General features: G+C 63.0%; 17 protein-coding genes. 7 read left to right on the forward strand and 10 right to left on the reverse strand.

What is annotated here, in order from left to right; all coding sequences use genetic code 11:
- The first annotated feature begins 162 nt into the window (after positions 1 to 162).
- Together PG900_RS21040 and PG900_RS21045 are read left to right on the forward strand one after the other, a co-directional pair.
- Positions 163 to 648, forward strand: a complete 486-nt coding sequence (locus PG900_RS21040; protein WP_017410779.1) for a GNAT family N-acetyltransferase — start codon at positions 163 to 165, stop codon at positions 646 to 648.
- Positions 645 to 1,502: an AraC family transcriptional regulator gene (locus PG900_RS21045; protein WP_270832186.1), complete on the forward strand. Its 858-nt coding sequence runs from the start codon at positions 645 to 647 to the stop codon at positions 1,500 to 1,502. Before PG900_RS21040 ends, PG900_RS21045 begins: the two co-directional genes overlap by 4 nt.
- A gap of 77 nt (positions 1,503 to 1,579) precedes the next feature.
- Here PG900_RS21045 and PG900_RS21050 read toward each other — a convergent pair whose 3' ends face one another.
- Together PG900_RS21050 and PG900_RS21055 are read right to left on the reverse strand one after the other, a co-directional pair.
- Positions 1,580 to 2,479, reverse strand: coding sequence for a DMT family transporter (locus tag PG900_RS21050; RefSeq protein ID WP_270832187.1), 900 nt, complete (start codon positions 2,477 to 2,479; stop codon positions 1,580 to 1,582).
- A gap of 148 nt (positions 2,480 to 2,627) precedes the next feature.
- Positions 2,628 to 3,068, reverse strand: coding sequence for a DUF2214 family protein (locus PG900_RS21055; RefSeq protein ID WP_011707672.1), 441 nt, complete (start codon positions 3,066 to 3,068; stop codon positions 2,628 to 2,630).
- A 109-nt stretch (positions 3,069 to 3,177) separates the two neighbouring features.
- On the opposite strand from PG900_RS21055, the gene PG900_RS21060 reads away from it, so the two are divergent.
- Complete coding sequence (locus tag PG900_RS21060; RefSeq protein WP_039215952.1) at positions 3,178 to 4,788, forward strand: sensor domain-containing diguanylate cyclase; 1,611 nt, start codon at positions 3,178 to 3,180, stop codon at positions 4,786 to 4,788.
- A 15-nt stretch (positions 4,789 to 4,803) separates the two neighbouring features.
- On the opposite strand, the gene PG900_RS21065 is transcribed toward PG900_RS21060, so the two are convergent.
- The 6 genes from PG900_RS21065 to PG900_RS21090 are packed head-to-tail and all read right to left on the reverse strand — an operon-like array spanning position 4,804 to position 10,075.
- Positions 4,804 to 5,463 (reverse strand): HAD family hydrolase, encoded by a 660-nt coding sequence (locus tag PG900_RS21065; RefSeq protein ID WP_270832189.1) that lies wholly within the window; start codon positions 5,461 to 5,463, stop codon positions 4,804 to 4,806.
- 39 nt (positions 5,464 to 5,502) lie between these two features.
- Positions 5,503 to 6,510, reverse strand: coding sequence for an ABC transporter ATP-binding protein (locus PG900_RS21070; RefSeq protein WP_270832190.1), 1,008 nt, complete (start codon positions 6,508 to 6,510; stop codon positions 5,503 to 5,505).
- Positions 6,511 to 6,516: 6 nt separating this feature from the next.
- Positions 6,517 to 7,293, reverse strand: coding sequence for an ABC transporter permease (locus PG900_RS21075; RefSeq protein ID WP_270832191.1), 777 nt, complete (start codon positions 7,291 to 7,293; stop codon positions 6,517 to 6,519).
- Complete coding sequence (locus PG900_RS21080) at positions 7,286 to 8,185, reverse strand: ABC transporter permease (protein WP_270832193.1); 900 nt, start codon at positions 8,183 to 8,185, stop codon at positions 7,286 to 7,288. Before PG900_RS21080 ends, PG900_RS21075 begins: the two co-directional genes overlap by 8 nt.
- A complete protein-coding gene (locus PG900_RS21085; RefSeq protein ID WP_270832195.1) occupies positions 8,185 to 9,018 on the reverse strand; it encodes an alkaline phosphatase family protein in 834 nt (277 codons plus the stop codon). Before PG900_RS21085 ends, PG900_RS21080 begins: the two co-directional genes overlap by 1 nt.
- A gap of 10 nt (positions 9,019 to 9,028) precedes the next feature.
- Positions 9,029 to 10,075 (reverse strand): ABC transporter substrate-binding protein, encoded by a 1,047-nt coding sequence (locus PG900_RS21090; RefSeq protein WP_270832197.1) that lies wholly within the window; start codon positions 10,073 to 10,075, stop codon positions 9,029 to 9,031.
- A 227-nt stretch (positions 10,076 to 10,302) separates the two neighbouring features.
- Here PG900_RS21090 and PG900_RS21095 point away from each other — a divergent pair, with 227 nt between their 5' ends.
- On the forward strand, positions 10,303 to 11,109 hold the full coding sequence (locus PG900_RS21095; protein ID WP_442866160.1) for a UTRA domain-containing protein: 807 nt from the start codon (positions 10,303 to 10,305) through the stop codon (positions 11,107 to 11,109).
- A 70-nt stretch (positions 11,110 to 11,179) separates the two neighbouring features.
- Here the strand turns inward: PG900_RS21095 and PG900_RS21100 are convergent, their stop codons facing one another.
- Positions 11,180 to 11,944: a helix-turn-helix domain-containing protein gene (locus PG900_RS21100; protein WP_158196518.1), complete on the reverse strand. Its 765-nt coding sequence runs from the start codon at positions 11,942 to 11,944 to the stop codon at positions 11,180 to 11,182.
- A 451-nt stretch (positions 11,945 to 12,395) separates the two neighbouring features.
- The gene (locus PG900_RS21105) at positions 12,396 to 13,310 is read right to left on the reverse strand and encodes a LysR family transcriptional regulator (protein WP_270832201.1); all 915 of its coding nucleotides are present in this window, start codon (positions 13,308 to 13,310) and stop codon (positions 12,396 to 12,398) included.
- A gap of 257 nt (positions 13,311 to 13,567) precedes the next feature.
- Between PG900_RS21105 and PG900_RS21110 the strand changes: the two genes are divergently transcribed.
- Genes PG900_RS21110 through PG900_RS21120 form a run of 3 tightly spaced genes read left to right on the forward strand, consistent with a single transcriptional unit; the run spans position 13,568 to position 15,050 of the window.
- Positions 13,568 to 13,900, forward strand: a complete 333-nt coding sequence (locus tag PG900_RS21110) for a hypothetical protein (protein ID WP_011707661.1) — start codon at positions 13,568 to 13,570, stop codon at positions 13,898 to 13,900.
- Positions 13,901 to 13,930: 30 nt separating this feature from the next.
- Positions 13,931 to 14,617, forward strand: coding sequence for a pirin family protein (locus PG900_RS21115; RefSeq protein ID WP_042006079.1), 687 nt, complete (start codon positions 13,931 to 13,933; stop codon positions 14,615 to 14,617).
- A gap of 40 nt (positions 14,618 to 14,657) precedes the next feature.
- Positions 14,658 to 15,050: a DoxX family protein gene (locus PG900_RS21120; RefSeq protein WP_016352231.1), complete on the forward strand. Its 393-nt coding sequence runs from the start codon at positions 14,658 to 14,660 to the stop codon at positions 15,048 to 15,050.
- Positions 15,051 to 15,088: the final 38 nt, after the last annotated feature.

Here is a 15,088-nt window from a genome sequence, read left to right on the forward strand (position 1 = left end):
GTGCTTCTCCTTGTTGGTGAGCCTTGAGTCTATAACAAGGAAAAACCAGGGAACCAATGGGCCCTCCCTCGCCCTTTGATAGGCATCACAAATGGGTGGGGCTGGGGGGATGACCGGACCCTTCTGATGCTGCATGATGAGGTTTTCGAGAAGGAGCCTCAGATGCAGATCACCATTCGTCACGCCGAACCGGCCGATGCCCCCGCCTTGCGGGATCTCTATGCCATGCCCAACGCCCAGGCGGGCACCCTGCAACTGCCCTATCCGACTCTGGGCGTGTGGCAGAAGCGGCTGGAGAGCGGCAGCGTAGTGGCGCTGGTGGCCGAGGTCGACGGCCTGCTGGTGGGCCAGCTCTCGCTGCATATGGAGCCCAACCCCAGGCGCAAGCACGTGGCCTGTATCGGCATGGGGGTACGGGATGACTGGGCCGGCAAGGGAGTGGGCTCCGCCCTGCTGGGGGCCGCGCTGGAGATGGCCGACAACTGGCTCAACCTGCAACGCGTCGAGCTCACCGTCTACACCGACAATCAGGGGGCACTGGCGCTCTATCGCAAGTTCGGTTTCGTCGAGGAGGGGCTGGCCCGTGGCTACGCCTTTCGTCAGGGGGAGTACGTGGATGCCCTCTACATGGCGAGGATCCGGCCATGATCGACTACCGCCGCCGGCTCATCCCGGTGCTGCGGGCGCTGGAGCAGGATCCGGATCTCTCCATCGAGGCGCTGGCGGAGCGGGCCTGTCTCTCCCTCTACCATTTTCACCGGGTGTTCACCGCCGTGGTGGGGGAAGCGCCGGGGGAGATGTGCCGGCGCTTGCGCATGCAGCGGGCCGCCTGGCAGCTCTGTTACACCGATGCCAGCATCACCGCCATCGCGCTGGGGGCGGGGCTAGGCAGCTCCCAGGCCTTTGCCAAGGCCTTTCGTCGCTACTATGGCTGCACACCGGGCGCGTTTCGCAGTGACAAGAGCAAGAATGGACACCTGGAGAGCAAGGATGGACACGCATGGGATGGGCCGTCCCCTTATGCTGAAGGCCACTCATCAGCAAGGAGCAACACCATGAAAACTGTCGAGATGGACGCCCGCACCCTGGCCTATGTGCGGGTCACCGGTCCCTATGGCGAGGGTTATGATGCCGTCTGCGGCCGTCTGCACCAGTGGGCCGCAGCGCGCGGGCTGGAGGGCGGGGAGTGGATCTTCATCTACCACGACAACCCGGAGGTGACGCCGCCGGCCCAGTGCCGCACCGACATCGGCATCACTGTGCCGCCCCAGACCCGGGGTGAGGGAGAGGTGGAGACCCAGCTCATTCCGGCTGGCCGTTATGCCCAGTCCCGTTACCTCATCACCGACCGCAACCAGTACGGACCGCGCTGGCAGGAGCATGTGGGTGACATAGTCGCGGCCGGGCTGGAGTTTGGCAGCGGCCCCTGCTTCGAGCTCTACCACAGCGTGAGCAACGATCCCCTGCGCGACGACGTGAGCTTCTGCTCCAGCGTACGCTAGGCGTGCGGCCATAAAACGAGGCGCCCTGGGCACCTCGTTTTGTTTGGGGTGACTGGCGTTCCGGCATACCCGCTGTATCAGGGCTGGCTGGGCACCTTGTCCCGCCGGGATTTCCACCACCAGCGCAGGCGGATCTGGGAGATCAGCATGCCTGCCAGCATCAGGGCGCAGCCGACCATGGCGCGCTCGTCGAGGGTTTCCCCCAGCAACAGCACACCACCGATGGCGGCGAACACCGTCTCCAGACTGAGGATGATGGCGGCATGGGCCGGGTGGGCGCCGCGCTGACCCACCACCTGCAGGGTGTAGCCCACCCCGACCGACACCAGACCGGCATAGAGCAGGGCCTGCCAGCCGGCCACCGCGCCGCTCAGACTGGGTGTCTCGATGACCAGCGCTGTGCCCAGACTGAGCAGGCCGCACACCACGAACTGAACGCCGGCGAGGCGAATGGGGGCGACCCGGCTCGAGTAGTGATCCAGCACCAGCAGGTGTACGGCCCAGAACAGGGCGCCCACCACCTGCAGCAGGTCGCCGTAGCCGATGGTGAAATCCTCGGTGACGCTGAGGTAGTAGAGCCCTGCCATGGCGATGAGGGCGCCAACCCAGGTGTTGGCCCCCGTCTTGTGGCGCAGGGCGAGCCCGATCACCGGCACCAGTATGATGTAGAGACCGGTGATGAAACCCGCCTTGGCTGCCGTGGTATAGAGCAGCCCCACCTGTTGCAGCGAGGCAGCGCTGAACAGCACGGTACCGGCGATGAGGCCGCCGGTCAGCAGCAGACGCCGATCACCGTGCTGGGCACTGGGTTGCCGAGACTTGAGCCACCACAGTAGCGGCAGCAGAGAGGCGGCCCCCAACAGAAAGCGCAGGCCGTTGAAGGTGTAAGGCCCCATGTGATCCATCCCGAGCCGCTGGGCCACGAAGCCCAGCCCCCAGATGGCGGCGGCCATCAATAACATCATGTTCGAACGCATAGATTCATCCCTGAAAGACGGACGGGCAGGGCCGTGCCGCAAAACTCCAGCCTCCAAGATAACCGTGCGCGGGGGGATTTGTCTTTAGCTGTCGATGAGGTTGGCAGTGTGAGCGGTTATCCCACGGCCTTGCCGCAGCTCGTGCGGCTCAACCGTTGGCGATGCCGGCCAGCAGGGGGATGAGGGCGAGCAGCAGCAGGTTGCCGCGCAGGATCCAGATCACCCAGAACTGCTGCTGGATGGAGACCATGGGGGCGCGCCCCTGGCGCAGGGAGCGGCGCCAGCGGTAGAAGAGACGGCTGGGATAGCCAAAGCTGATGGCCATCACGCAGAACAGCAGCAGCTTGGTGCGGTAGCCCGGATTGGCGAGCAGCACGGACGGCTCGTCGGGGTGGGCGAGCACCTGTAACACCCCGGTGATGAAGATGAGCAGCAGGGCCAGCGCCGCCAGGCCATCGGCCAGCAGCAGTTTGCGCACCTGCTCGATGGACATGCCGCGACGGAACAGAAAATATTCGGAGGTGATCGCTCCGGTCAGGGTGATCACGGCGCAGTAGTGCAGCGCCATCAACAGATCCGGGTTCAGCATCCTTGTCGATTACCTCTCGTTGAGCAGATGGTCAGCTTCCCTTTGGACGCCATCTCGCGCTGCTGATATTCTGACACTACGCGTTGTCTGGCAATAGCAGGAGTCAGGATTGGATAAACGAGCGGTCTCCAAAAAAACCTGGTCCCTGGTTGCCCGGATGCGTCTGGGCCTGCTTCTGCTGTTCATCCCGGTATTGATGCTGGGGGGTATCTACTACCTGCACATGGAACGCAGTCTGCAAAACGAGCTGCAACAGCGCCTGCTCGCCACCAATCACCAGCTGCGTCACGTCTTCATCGAACCCTATCTGCACGAGATGGAGCGCCAGTTCACCCTCATCTACGACCAGGTGCAGGTGGCGGACATCAGCGGCCCCCGTCTGCACAACACCGAGACCTATCTGAAGGAGTGGCAGCTCTACAAGGGGGTCATGGCCGATCTGGTCTACATCTACATCGGTACCGCCGAACGCCAGATGCTGATCTACCCCGCCTGGCAGGCGGATGCCAACTTCGATCCCAGGGTTCGCCCCTGGTATCAGCTGGCCAGCCAGCACGTGGGCAAGATGGTCTGGACCGAGCCCTATTACGACTATACCAACGGCAATCTGGTGATCGCCCTGGCGCGGGCCCTGACCGACAAGGAGGGCAAGGTGCGCGGGGTCTTTGCGATGGATGCCATCCTGGCCCCCTTTTCCGCCCAGCTGAATCGCCAGCTGGGGGATGGCTACCAGATGGTCGTCAACCAGTCCGGCAAGGTGCTGGCACATCCTGACACCGCCCAACTGCTCAAACCCATGGCCCACCCCGAGTGGCTCTCCCGCTTCAGCCAGGAGGACGGCATCTTTCTGGACAAGGCCTCCAGCCAGTTCGTGGCCTACAGCAAGCTGCCCGAGCGCAACTGGGTGCTGATCAGCGTGCAGCCGGCGGCCAGCGTGATGGCGGTGGTGGAGCGGGTCTCCCTCAACGTGCAGCTGATGGTGGCGCTGGCCTGCGTGCTCTACGTGATGCTGGCGCTGGTCTGGTCCCGCTATTTTCGCCGCATGCTCGACGAGATCTCCAGCATGATCCGGGCGAGCCGGATGCAGCCCGATGACGTGCCGCAGGGGGGGATGCGCGAGCTCAGACACGTCTATGCCGAGCTGGCGGAGGTGAGCAAGGATTATCACGAGGCGCGCCAGCAGGCCAATCTCGACAAGCTGACCGGCCTCTACAACCGCCGTTTCTTCGATGAACGCGTCAATCGTCTGCTGTTCGAGCATCAGCCGTTCTGCCTGGCCATGGTGGATCTGGACGATTTCAAACGGGTCAACGATACCTTCGGCCATCAGACCGGGGACGTGGTGCTCAAGCGGGTGTCCAAGCTGGGCATGCGACTGCTGGGGGATCACGGCTGGGTCTGCCGCTACGGCGGCGAGGAGCTGGTGGTGCTGCTGGTCAACCCGGACATTCACTTCTGCCAGATGCTGCTGGAGCAGTTCCGCAAGGGGGTGGAGTCACTAGACTGGCGCGAGCCCGAGCTCAGGATCACCTTCAGCGGCGGGCTGGTAGCCAGTCAGGCGGGGATGGATGGCAAGACGCTGCTGGAGATCGCCGATGCCGAGGTGTACCGGGCCAAACGCGACGGCAAGAACCGCATCTATCTGGGCAGGCCGGAGGCGAAGAGACAGGAGGATGCGCCCCCTGCCGACGATGCACTGCTGAGCAAGGAAGAGGCCTGAGGGCCTCTTCTTCATTCAGGAGGCCAGCTGCCAGTCGAGGGTGGGCCAGGCCTGCTCGATGGCGATCTGACGCAGACCGGGCGCCGGGTTGACCGCGTGGGGGTGGGTTACCGCTTGCAGCAGCGGTAGATCGTTGTGGGAGTCGCTGTAGCCGTGGCTCTCCTGCCAGGGGTTGGCGCTGGCGGCAAACAGCTGGTTGATGCGGGCCACCTTGCCCTCGCGAAAGCTGAGGGTGCCGCGGGTCTGGCCGGTCAGCATGCCGGCCTCCTCGTCCAGCAGGATGGCCACGCAGTGATCCATCCCCAGCATCTGCGCCATGGGGGCCACCAGATGTTCGCCGGAGGCGGAGATGAGCACCAGTTCGTCGCCGCGCTGGCGGTGCCACTCGATGCGTGCCAGCCCCTCCGGGTAGATACGATCGCGCAGTACCTGCTCGGCAAAGCGGGCGCAGAGCGAGTCGAGCCACTGGCGCGTCTTGCCCGCCAGCGGTTGCAGGGTGAAGGCCATGTACTGGTGCATGTCCATCTTGCCCTGATGGTAGAGGGACATCATCGCCTGCTCCTCGGCGATCATGCTGGCCGGAGCCAGCTCCTCGGCCACCATGTACTCCAGCCAGAGGCTGGCGGAATCCCCGGCAATCAGGGTCTCGTCCAGATCAAACAGTGCCAGTGCCATGGGCGCTCCTCGCAGTGAAAATGGAAATGAAATGCGGCGTCATGCTACCTCACAGAGCTGATCCTGAGCCACCACCAGGGTCACGGCACTGCCCACGGCCAGCAGATCGCCGGCGGAGCGGTTGAGGCAGTCCACCGTCAGCAGGCCCGCCGCGCAGTTCACCTGATAGCGGATCACGTTGCCGAGCAGTTGCCGCCCGCTGATGACCCCCGGCAGGTGAGGTTCATCGCTGTGGGCGCCGGCCGGCAGCAGGGAGAGAGACTCGGGTCGCAGCGCCAGCTTGCCCTGAAAACGGGGGCCAAACAGCGACTTGCCCTGCTCTGCGCCAAGCAGGTTGTAGTTGCCGATAAAGCTCGCCACGAACTCGCTGGCGGGACGGGTATAGATCTCCTCCGGCGTACCGCTCTGGACGATGGATCCCTTGTTCATCAGGAAGATCCTGTCCGACATGGTCAGTGCCTCCTCCTGATCGTGGGTGACGAAGATGGTGGTGAGCTCAAGGCGCTGCTGGATCTCGCGGATCTGCTGGCGCAGGCTGCGGCGGATACGGGCATCCAGCGCCGAGAGCGGCTCGTCCAGCAGCAGGATCCGCGGCTGCACCACCAGAGCCCGGGCCAGCGCCACTCGCTGACGCTGGCCACCGGAGAGCTCGGCCGGATAACGGCGCTCGAAGCCGGTCAGCTCCACCAGCTCAAGCGCCTCCTGCACGCTGGCGGCCAGATCACGTCCCGGCTGGGGCTTCATCTTGAGGCCGAAAGCGACGTTGTCCCGCACCGTCATGTTGGGGAACAGCGCATAGCTCTGGAACACCATGCCGATGCCCCGTTTCTGGGGCTCCTGCCAGGTGATCTCTTCACCGGCCACCCGCACCTGACCGCCATCCACCGGGGTGAGCCCGGCCAGCGCCCGCAGCAGGGTGGATTTGCCGCAGCCAGAGGGGCCGAGCAGAGTCACCAGCTCCCCCTTGCGGATGCCGAATTCAATCCCCTCGAACACTCTGGTGTCACCGTAGGATTTGTGCAGTTGATTCACTTCTAGATGGAACATGTTGATTCACCGATGAAATCTGTTGGCCGCCCAGGTGAGCAGCAGGGTCAGCAGGAAGTAGCTCATCACCAGTGCGCTGGTGAAGTGGCCCGAGGTGGCGCGCATGTTGTAGAGGTAGACCTGCAGGGTTTCGTAACGGGTGCCCACCAGCATGTTGGCAAACACGAACTCGCCGAGCAGGAAGGAAAGCGAGAGAAACAGCGCCGCCAGCAGCCCCTTGCGCAGGCAGGGGATCACTACCAGCAGGAAGGCGCGGGTGCTGCTCGCACCCAGTAGGTGGGCGGCATCCATCAGATCTTTCAGCGGCACCCCTTGCAGGCTGTTGGCCAGCGCCCGATACATGAAGGGGAGCACCACGGTGAACCAGGTGCCGATCAGGATCCACGGCGTGCCGATAATGGGCAGAACACCGTCGGCATAGATCTGCAGCAGCCCGACCGAGGAGACCACCGGCGGCACCGCGAAGGGGAGCAGGATCAGCAAGTTCATCCAGGGATCCAGCCTGGGGAAGTAGTAGGCCACTACCAGCACGGTGGGCACCAGCACCAGGGTGCCCAGCAACAGGGTGGCGAAGCAGACCAGGAGGCTTCGGCCAAATGCCGCCAGAAAGCGCGGGTCGCCCCACAGCTTGAGATACCAGTCGAGGGTGAAGCCATCCGGCAGCAGGGTCGCCCCCCAGCGGGTGGAGATGGAGTAGAGAAAGGTGGCCAGCAGCGGCAGCAGCAGGGTGGCGACCAGCCCACCCAGCACCCACTTGGGCCAGCGCGGCGTCAAATCATGCATGGGATTGCCCCTTGTTCACATAGCTCTTTTTCAGCAGCCACTGGTTGGCGGCCGTCACTACCCCCAGCAGCACCATCAGGATCACCGCCAGCGCCGCCGCCATATTGGGTTCGAGGAAGATATCGCCGGAGACCAGACTGGCCACCCGGATGGTCACCAGATTGAAGTTGCCGGTAGTGAGGGCATAGGCAGAGGCATAGGCCCCCACCGCGTTGGCAAACAGGATGATCAGGGTGCCGAGCAGCGCAGGCGTCAGCACCGGCAGCGCCACGTGCCACACATACTGCCCCTTGCTCGCCCCCAGCAGCGCGGCCGCTTGCGGCCATTCATCCTGCAGCGCATCGAAGGCCGGATAGAGCAGCAGCAGGGCGAGCGGGATCTGGAAGTAGGTGTAGATGAGAATAAGGCCCGACCCCGAGTAGAGGTTGAAGCCGTCGATCAATCCCCAGGATTTCAGCAGCAGGGTCACTGCACCATTGATGCCGAGAATGATGATAAAGGCGAATGCCAGCGGCACACCGCTGAAGTTGCCGGTCATGGTGACAAAGGCCAGCAGCACCCGCTTGACCCGCTCGCCGCTGTGACGTAACGCCGCTGCCCCGAGGGTGCCGATGGCCAGCCCCGCCAGACTGGCGATACCGGCGATGCGCAGCGAGTTGCCGAACGATTGCAGGTAGAAGGGGGAGCTCAAAATCTCCCGGTAGTAGTCGAGGCCCCAGCCATCGGGGGTCTGAAAACTGCCCACCAGCACCCACACCATGGGGGCGAGCTGGAACAGGATCATCAGCAGGACAAACGGCAGCAGCACCAGGGCCGGCAGCCAGTAGCGGCGCAGCCGGCGCCGAGTGATGGCGGGTTGATCCTCGAGGATCTCGGTGGTGGCGGGCATCATCAGTGCACCTCCGGCTGGTTGCCAGCCTTGAGCAGCGGCGGGCCGCTCGGCTTGTCGTGGGGTACACCCAGCAGGTCGGCCATCAGGGCGCAGAGCTGAGTCTGCTGCATGGCGGGGCCGGCGGGCCACTGGGCCACAAACGCATCGCCAAACAGCCAGAGCGGTACCCGGCGCTCCTCGGCCAGGGTGCCGCCGTGGCTCAAGTCGTTGTTCATGCCGTGATCCGAGGTGATCACCACCTGATACCCCTCCGCCAGCCACTGGGGCAGCAGGTCGGCCAGCAGGCTGTCCATCCGGCGCGCCTGATTGCGGTACTGGCGGGAATCGAGACCAAACTGGTGGCCGGCATCATCCACCCCCATCGGGTGGATCAGCAGGAAATCGGGGTCGTACTGGCTGCGCAGCCACTCGCCGTCCATCAGCAGATGGCTGTCGGGGTAGTTGTCATCCCAGTAGAAGCAGCCGTGCTGGATGGGCAGTCGCTCGTCATGGGTGAAGCGATCACGGGCCGCTTGCCAGGGGCTCTGGTTGTAGAGCTCGCTCACCCAGTGGTAGGCCGCCGCCGCGGTTCGTTTGCCGCCCACGCGGGCCAGATGGAAGATGGACTCCTGCCGGCTGAGACGGCTCACCCCGTTGTGGGTGATGCCGCTCTCCAACGGCGGGACGCCGGTCAGGATGCACTCGTAGAGGGGCCGGGAGAGGGAGGGCAGGGCGCAGCTCAGGGTTGCCTGCAACCCCTGGCCCGCCTCCACCATGCCTGCGAGGTAGCCCATGCAATGGGCTACCTCGGCAGAGAGGCCATCCACAAGTACCACTATCACCTTGTGTTGCACTGGCCGCTCCTTATTGCATGTTGATCATGACGGTTTCCTGCCACTGGCGCGGCAGGGCCTTGGAGCTCTGCTCCCAGGCGGCGTGATCCTGTACCGGCTTGGCATTGGCGTACTGCTCGGCCGGCAGCAGCTTGGCCTTGACGTCGTCCGGCAGGGTCACGTTGCTGCGAATGGGGCGGGCATAGCCGCGCGCCAGGTTGATCTGGCCGGCGTCGGAGAGGATGTATTCCCGTGCCAGCTTGGCGGCGTTGGGGTTCTTGGCCCATTTGTTGATGATGGTGGTGTAACCGGCGATGACGGAGCCGTCGCTCGGGATCACCACCTCAAACTTCTTGGGGTCGATCTGGTCGCGGTAGTTCAGCGCGTTGAAGTCCCACAGCACACCCACTTCCACCTCGCCCTTCTCGATGTTGGCGATGGTGGGGTCGCTCAGCGACAGGCGACCCTGCTGGGCCAGCTTGCCGAACAGCTCCAGGGCGGGCTTGAGATTCTTCTCGCTACCACCGGTGGCATAGGCCGCCGCCAGCACGCCGTTGTTGGCCTGGGAGGCAACACCGACGTCACCCAGGGTCACCTTGTAGTCGCCACCCAGCAGGGACTGCCAGCTGGTCGGGGCAGCCTTGACCAGATCCTTGTTGATCAGGAAGGCGATGGTGCCGGTATAGGCCAGCATCCAGTGACCGTCGGCATCCTTGGCCCAGTTGGGAATGTCGGCCCAGGTGGAGGGCTTGTAGGGCTGGGTGACCCCCTGCTTGACCGCTACCGGGCCGAAGGCGCCGCCCACGTCACCGATGTCGGCGGTGGCATTGGCCTTCTCGGCGGCAAACTTGGCGATCTCCTGTGCCGAGCTCATGTCGGTATCTTGATGCTTGATGCCGTAGATGCTACCGAGCTGCTGCCAGGTATCCTTCCAGTTGGCCCAGCTGTCGGGCATGCCGATGCTGCTGAGCTGGCCTTCACCGCGAGCGGCCTTCTCGAGATCCGCGATATTGTCGGCGGCAAACAGTGGCTGACTGATGGCCACCAGGGCCAGTGCACTTGCGATCACGCTTTTCATCATCCCATCCCTCTGGACTAGGTCAGTTAAGGTTCGAGAGGGATGCTAGAGGGGAAATATGACGGTGGCGGGGCGCTTTGATGGCAGTTTGATGACAATTGCCCTGTCATGTCGCTGTCATCCACAGCGGTTACAACTCTGAACCCAAGTGAAGCTGGACTACTCCAGCACTGGCTGAGCCAACAAGGGCTAGGCCAGCCGCCGCAGTCAGGATGAGCGACAGGGACATGAGCGTGATTGAATCGAGATTGAGCGAGCGGGTCGCGGCCGATGGCCGCGCCTCCAAGTGTGAACAGATTTGCCAGACCCTGCGCCGCTATATTGGCAGCGGCCAGCTGGCGGCGGGGCAGCAGTTGCCCGCCGAGCGGGCGCTGAGCGAGCGCTTCGCCACCACCCGCATCACCATCAAGGAGGCGCTCTCGAGCCTCGAAGCAGACGGCCTTATCTACCGGGCCGAACGGCGTGGCTGGTTCGTGGCGCCGCCTCGCCTCACCTACGATCCCGCCATTCACACCCACTTTCACCAGTGGATCGGCGAGCAGCAGCGCACCGCCGAAACCCGGGTGCTGGCCCACGGCAGCGAGCTGGCCAGCAGTGAACTCTGCCGCTGGATGGGGCTGGATCCTTTTACCCCGCTTTATGAGATCCGCCGCCTGCGTCTCATCGATGGTCGCCCGGTGCTGCACGTCAGCCACCATCTGCTGGCCAGCCGCTTTCCCGATATCGCCAGCGCGCCGCTGGCCAGCTCCCTCACCGAGATCTATCAGCAGCGCTATGGCATAGGCCAGGGTGGGGCGAGTCTCGAGATCATCCCCTCGGCGGCGCGCGGCGCCATCGCCCGCGCCCTCAATCTGGCGGAGGGGAGCGCGGTGCTGCGGCTGGTGCGGGTCAACTATGACGAGCGGGGCGCTCTGGTGGATTGCGATATCGAACACTGGCGGCCGGATGCGATCCGTATCTGTCTGGATACGCGGGCATTACAGCCGCCTTCATTCGACAGGCCGGCGCAGATCCAGCTTGCGGATCAGGGGTGATCCAGCGTGCTCTGGCGGGCCATGCCTGCGTGAAAAGTAGGGGAGGCGGATCCCGCGGGATCCGCCGGGATCAGTTGTCGATATTGGGGATCAGGTCGTCGAAGCTCTGGTAGCCGCAGTCGGCCAGCTGCAGTGACATGGTGTAGGTCTTGCTGCCCTCCCGCTGGCCGATGGCGGGACGATTGAGCTTGAGCTCCTGGTGCCAGTACTCCTTCATCCGCTCGATCAGCGTCATCGCCTCGCTCTCGTCCAGGTGGAGCTGGCACAGTGCCATGTAGTTGTTGGACTTGTGCATGTTCTCCACCAGATAGTCCCCCAGCACGGACATGGCCTGGCGCGCCTGCTGGCGGGCGAAGCGGCTGTGCTGCTCGAAGCTGATCCGCTCGCTGATGAGGAAGTGGTAGCTGTTGTCGATGCCGAGCTGCAGGATGCCGAGCTTCTCCAGCTTGCGAAGATAGAGGTAGCAGGAGGCATCGGTCAGGCCGTACTCCCGCTTGAGATCGATTAACGTCTTGTCGCGCCAGAAGATGTTGGCGAGAAAGGCGTATAGCCCCGGCTCCTTGTGGAAGGCCTCGTCCTGCTCCTGGGTGAAGACGGCGCGGCGGCTCTGGGCATCCTGAGTGCGGTCCAGCAGCTCCTCGAACGACAGCCCCACCAGGTGGCAGATCTCCAGCAGGGTATCGAACGGCAGGGAGGGCTTGTTCATCATCCGTTTGACGGTGGCGATGGAGACGCCCATGGCTTCTGCCAGGGTCTGATAGCGGATCCCCTTGTCGGTCAGGGTCTTCTTCAGGGTGTCGAGAATATTGTTGGCCAGGGTCTGGCTATAGGTCATGCAACTATTCCTTTATCTGCATCGTTATGTTGTGTCAGAAACTGAGTTCTTTTGTCGTTATGGGCTCAGATACTGATACTTAAAAAAACCAGAGGAAACAAACCCGGCGTAATCGATGGAAATGGCCAGACCAGTCTGAGTAGAAGGTTGCAGATAGTGATACTCTGCGGTGCATATCCTTCAACCATTCAACATTTTGCTGGTGGCGCATAAAACATCGCGCATAATTCAACACGAATCGGATTCAAGACCTTCCTGGTTGAGAAATCGATTGTTTGCTTCCAATTTAAGGGTTTTTTAAACCGCAAGGTTTTTATTCTTTCCTGGCATTGAGCGGAACTCGCAAGAGGGCCGCTTTTTTCTTTTCTCCGAATTTGCGCCCGCCGTCAAGCGGCGGGGCACCGGCAGCCCGCTGTCGCTGCTTGCCCCCTCCTTTCTGTTACCGCCCGTCTTACTCCCCCTTGCAGGGAAACAGCTTGGGGATCTCCCGGATCAGCCAGCTCTTGGCCTTGCCCATGGTGTCGCGCCGCCAGGCCAGCACGACCTGGATCTGGTGGCGATACTCGGGGCTGATCACCTTGAGCCGTCCGGCCCGGATGTCCTCTTCTATCCAGCTCAGCGGCATGGTGCCGACCCCGATCCCCGTCAGCAGGGCGTCGCGCTTCTCGCCCATGGTGCTGACGGTCAGGCGCGGCTGCTTGTCGAGCAGGCGATAGGTGAGCACCGGCTTGCGCAGTGCCGTGTCGGCCACTGCGATGGCCCGGTAGCGGCGCAGGGTATCGTCCGCCAGGGGCTCGGGCTCCTGATGCAGGGGATGATCCGGGTGGGCGACGTAGAGCATCACCTCCTCCTGCAGCGGCTGGTGCTTGATGCCGGTCATCATGATGTCGGGATTGAGGGAGGAGATGAGCAGGTCGGCCCGGCCATCTTCCAGACACTCCCAGCTGCCCGCCAGCACCTCGGCGCGAAACCTCAGCCTGGTATCGGTCAGCTCGGCCAGCCGCTCCACCAGCGGGTAGAGCGCCTGCAGCGGCACCAGGGCATCGACGGCGATGGTGATGTCGGTCTCCCAGCCGCGGGCCAGCGCCCGGGTCTCGCCCACCAGGTGCTCGGCCGCCTCCAGCAGAACCCGACCCCGCTCCAGCAGCATGCGACCCGCCGGGGTGAACTTGGTTCTGTGGCCGCTGCGGTCGAACAGCATGGCGTCCAGCTCGTCTTCCAGCTTCTGTACCGTGTAGCTCAGCGCCGAGGGCACCTTGCCCAGTTCGTCGGCCGCCGCCGCGAAGCTGCCACGGCGGTCGATGGCATCCAGCACCCGGATGGCTTCCAGGGTCAGCGCCCGTTCCTTGTTCAGTTCCTTGGCCATAAATTGCCTTCAATTTTTTTGAACATGTTTACCAGTTTATCTCGCTAACAAGTTAGGCCAAGTGTCTTTAATATTCAATCAACGCTTAGGCAGGAACGCCAAGCAGCCAAATAAACGGGTAGTTCCAGACTGTGACTCCATCAATCAGGGAGTCTGACTTCGGTGAAAGAACAACACACTATTTGAATGACCTCTTGCATGGATGCATTGATTCTGGCCACAGCGGCCTTGGCAATGACATAAAACCAAGAGAGTGAATGAACATGAAAAACGTAATCAAGATGCTGGCCGTTGCAGGCCTGATGACCGCAGGTTTTGCTCAGGCTTCCGTCCCGGCTGACCTCAACGCCGCCCCGGGTGTGCTGTTTGTGAACTGGCACGCCACCGCCGCGGTGGAAGGCAAGGGCAACCCCATGCTGGAAGTGCGTGACGAGTCTGGCGACCTGGTTGCCTCCGTCCATGCCAACCTGATGGGCAGCCAGCAGGTACAGATCCCGAGCCGCACCCAGGGCAACCTGACCGTGAGCCTGGGTGAGCAGAGCAGCGACTACCGCATTCCGTTCGGCATCGGTAGCGGCAAGCAGCGTTAATCAACCGTATCGGTACGTGAGGAGCACACCATGATGAAATTGAGAGCCGCAGAAGCGCGCGGCAAGGCCAACTTCGGCTGGCTGGATGCGCGCCACAGCTTTTCCTTCGGGCACTACTACGACCCGGACTGGATGGGGCATTCAGTGCTGCGGGTCATCAATCAGGATCTGGTGGCGCCGGGTGGCGGTTTCGCGACCCACCCTCACGCCAACATGGAAATCCTGACCTGCGTGCTGCAAGGCACCATAGAGCACAAGGACAGCCTCGGCCATGCCGAGCAGATCCCGGCGGGGGATTTCCAGCTGATGAGCGCGGGGTCCGGCATCCGGCACAGCGAGTACAACCCCTCGCAGACCGAGCCGCTCTCCCTGCTGCAAATCTGGATCGAGCCGAACGAACACGGCACGACACCCGGCTATCAGCAGAAGAAGATTGAAGCCAATCCGGGCATGACGCTGGTGGCGTCACCGGACGGCGAGGCAGGATCCTTCAGGATCCGCCAGCAGGCCCGCGTCTGGCGTTTGCAGCTTGAACCGGGTGAGAGCCTCACCTGGGAGCTGGCCGGCCGACACGGCTACCTGCAGATGATTTCAGGGGAGCTTGCCGCCAACGGTCTGGCTGCCCGACCCGGCGACGGGGTTCTCAGTCGTGATGAGCCCAAATGGGATCTGGTGGCCGCGAGTGCCAGCCAAGCCCTGTTATTTGACCTACCCTGAAGCAGTCAGCGGTGATGTGACGCAAAACGAGGATATTGAAATGGACAAGATGAAAGATTTGGCACTGCTGGTGGGTCGCGTTCTGCTGGCTCTGATGTTTGTGATTGCGGGCTGGGGCAAGATTGGCGGTTACGCCGGTACCCAGGGGTACATGGAAGCCATGGGCGTGCCTGGTTTCATCCTGCCGCTGGTGATCCTGCTGGAGCTGGGCGGTGGCCTCGCCATCATGCTGGGCCTGTTTACCCGCAGCCTCTCCGTGCTGATGGCCGGTTTCACCCTGATGGCCGCCTTTATTTTCCACTATCAGCCTGCCGACCAGATGCAGATGCTGATGTTCATGAAGAACGTCTCCGTGGCCGGTGGTTTCCTGGCCCTGGCGGCAGCCGGTGCAGGGGCCTTCAGCCTGGATGCCCGCTTCGGCAAGAACTGGTAAACCCCGCAGGTTCGAGTTTTCCAACGCCTTTTGGCCGG

This window comes from Aeromonas sp. QDB03, assembly GCF_027707985.1.
In the GTDB taxonomy this organism is placed as follows: Bacteria; Pseudomonadota; Gammaproteobacteria; order Enterobacterales; family Aeromonadaceae; genus Aeromonas; species Aeromonas hydrophila.

Bases quoted from the DNA above. Each gene is read 5' to 3' on its own strand.
- PG900_RS21040 (WP_017410779.1), top strand. From the start codon at position 163: ATGCAGATCACCATTCGTCACGCCGAACCGGCCGATGCCCCCGCCTTG.
- PG900_RS21045 (WP_270832186.1), top strand. From the start codon at position 645: ATGATCGACTACCGCCGCCGGCTCATCCCGGTGCTGCGGGCGCTGGAG.
- PG900_RS21050 (WP_270832187.1), bottom strand. From the start codon at position 2,479: ATGCGTTCGAACATGATGTTATTGATGGCCGCCGCCATCTGGGGGCTG.
- PG900_RS21055 (WP_011707672.1), bottom strand. From the start codon at position 3,068: ATGCTGAACCCGGATCTGTTGATGGCGCTGCACTACTGCGCCGTGATC.
- PG900_RS21065 (WP_270832189.1), bottom strand. From the start codon at position 5,463: ATGGCACTGGCACTGTTTGATCTGGACGAGACCCTGATTGCCGGGGAT.
- PG900_RS21070 (WP_270832190.1), bottom strand. From the start codon at position 6,510: ATGTTCCATCTAGAAGTGAATCAACTGCACAAATCCTACGGTGACACC.
- PG900_RS21075 (WP_270832191.1), bottom strand. From the start codon at position 7,293: ATGCATGATTTGACGCCGCGCTGGCCCAAGTGGGTGCTGGGTGGGCTG.
- PG900_RS21080 (WP_270832193.1), bottom strand. From the start codon at position 8,185: ATGATGCCCGCCACCACCGAGATCCTCGAGGATCAACCCGCCATCACT.
- PG900_RS21090 (WP_270832197.1), bottom strand. From the start codon at position 10,075: ATGAAAAGCGTGATCGCAAGTGCACTGGCCCTGGTGGCCATCAGTCAG.
- PG900_RS21095 (WP_442866160.1), top strand. From the start codon at position 10,303: ATGAGCGTGATTGAATCGAGATTGAGCGAGCGGGTCGCGGCCGATGGC.
- PG900_RS21100 (WP_158196518.1), bottom strand. From the start codon at position 11,944: ATGACCTATAGCCAGACCCTGGCCAACAATATTCTCGACACCCTGAAG.
- PG900_RS21105 (WP_270832201.1), bottom strand. From the start codon at position 13,310: ATGGCCAAGGAACTGAACAAGGAACGGGCGCTGACCCTGGAAGCCATC.
- PG900_RS21110 (WP_011707661.1), top strand. From the start codon at position 13,568: ATGAACATGAAAAACGTAATCAAGATGCTGGCCGTTGCAGGCCTGATG.
- PG900_RS21115 (WP_042006079.1), top strand. From the start codon at position 13,931: ATGATGAAATTGAGAGCCGCAGAAGCGCGCGGCAAGGCCAACTTCGGC.
- PG900_RS21120 (WP_016352231.1), top strand. From the start codon at position 14,658: ATGGACAAGATGAAAGATTTGGCACTGCTGGTGGGTCGCGTTCTGCTG.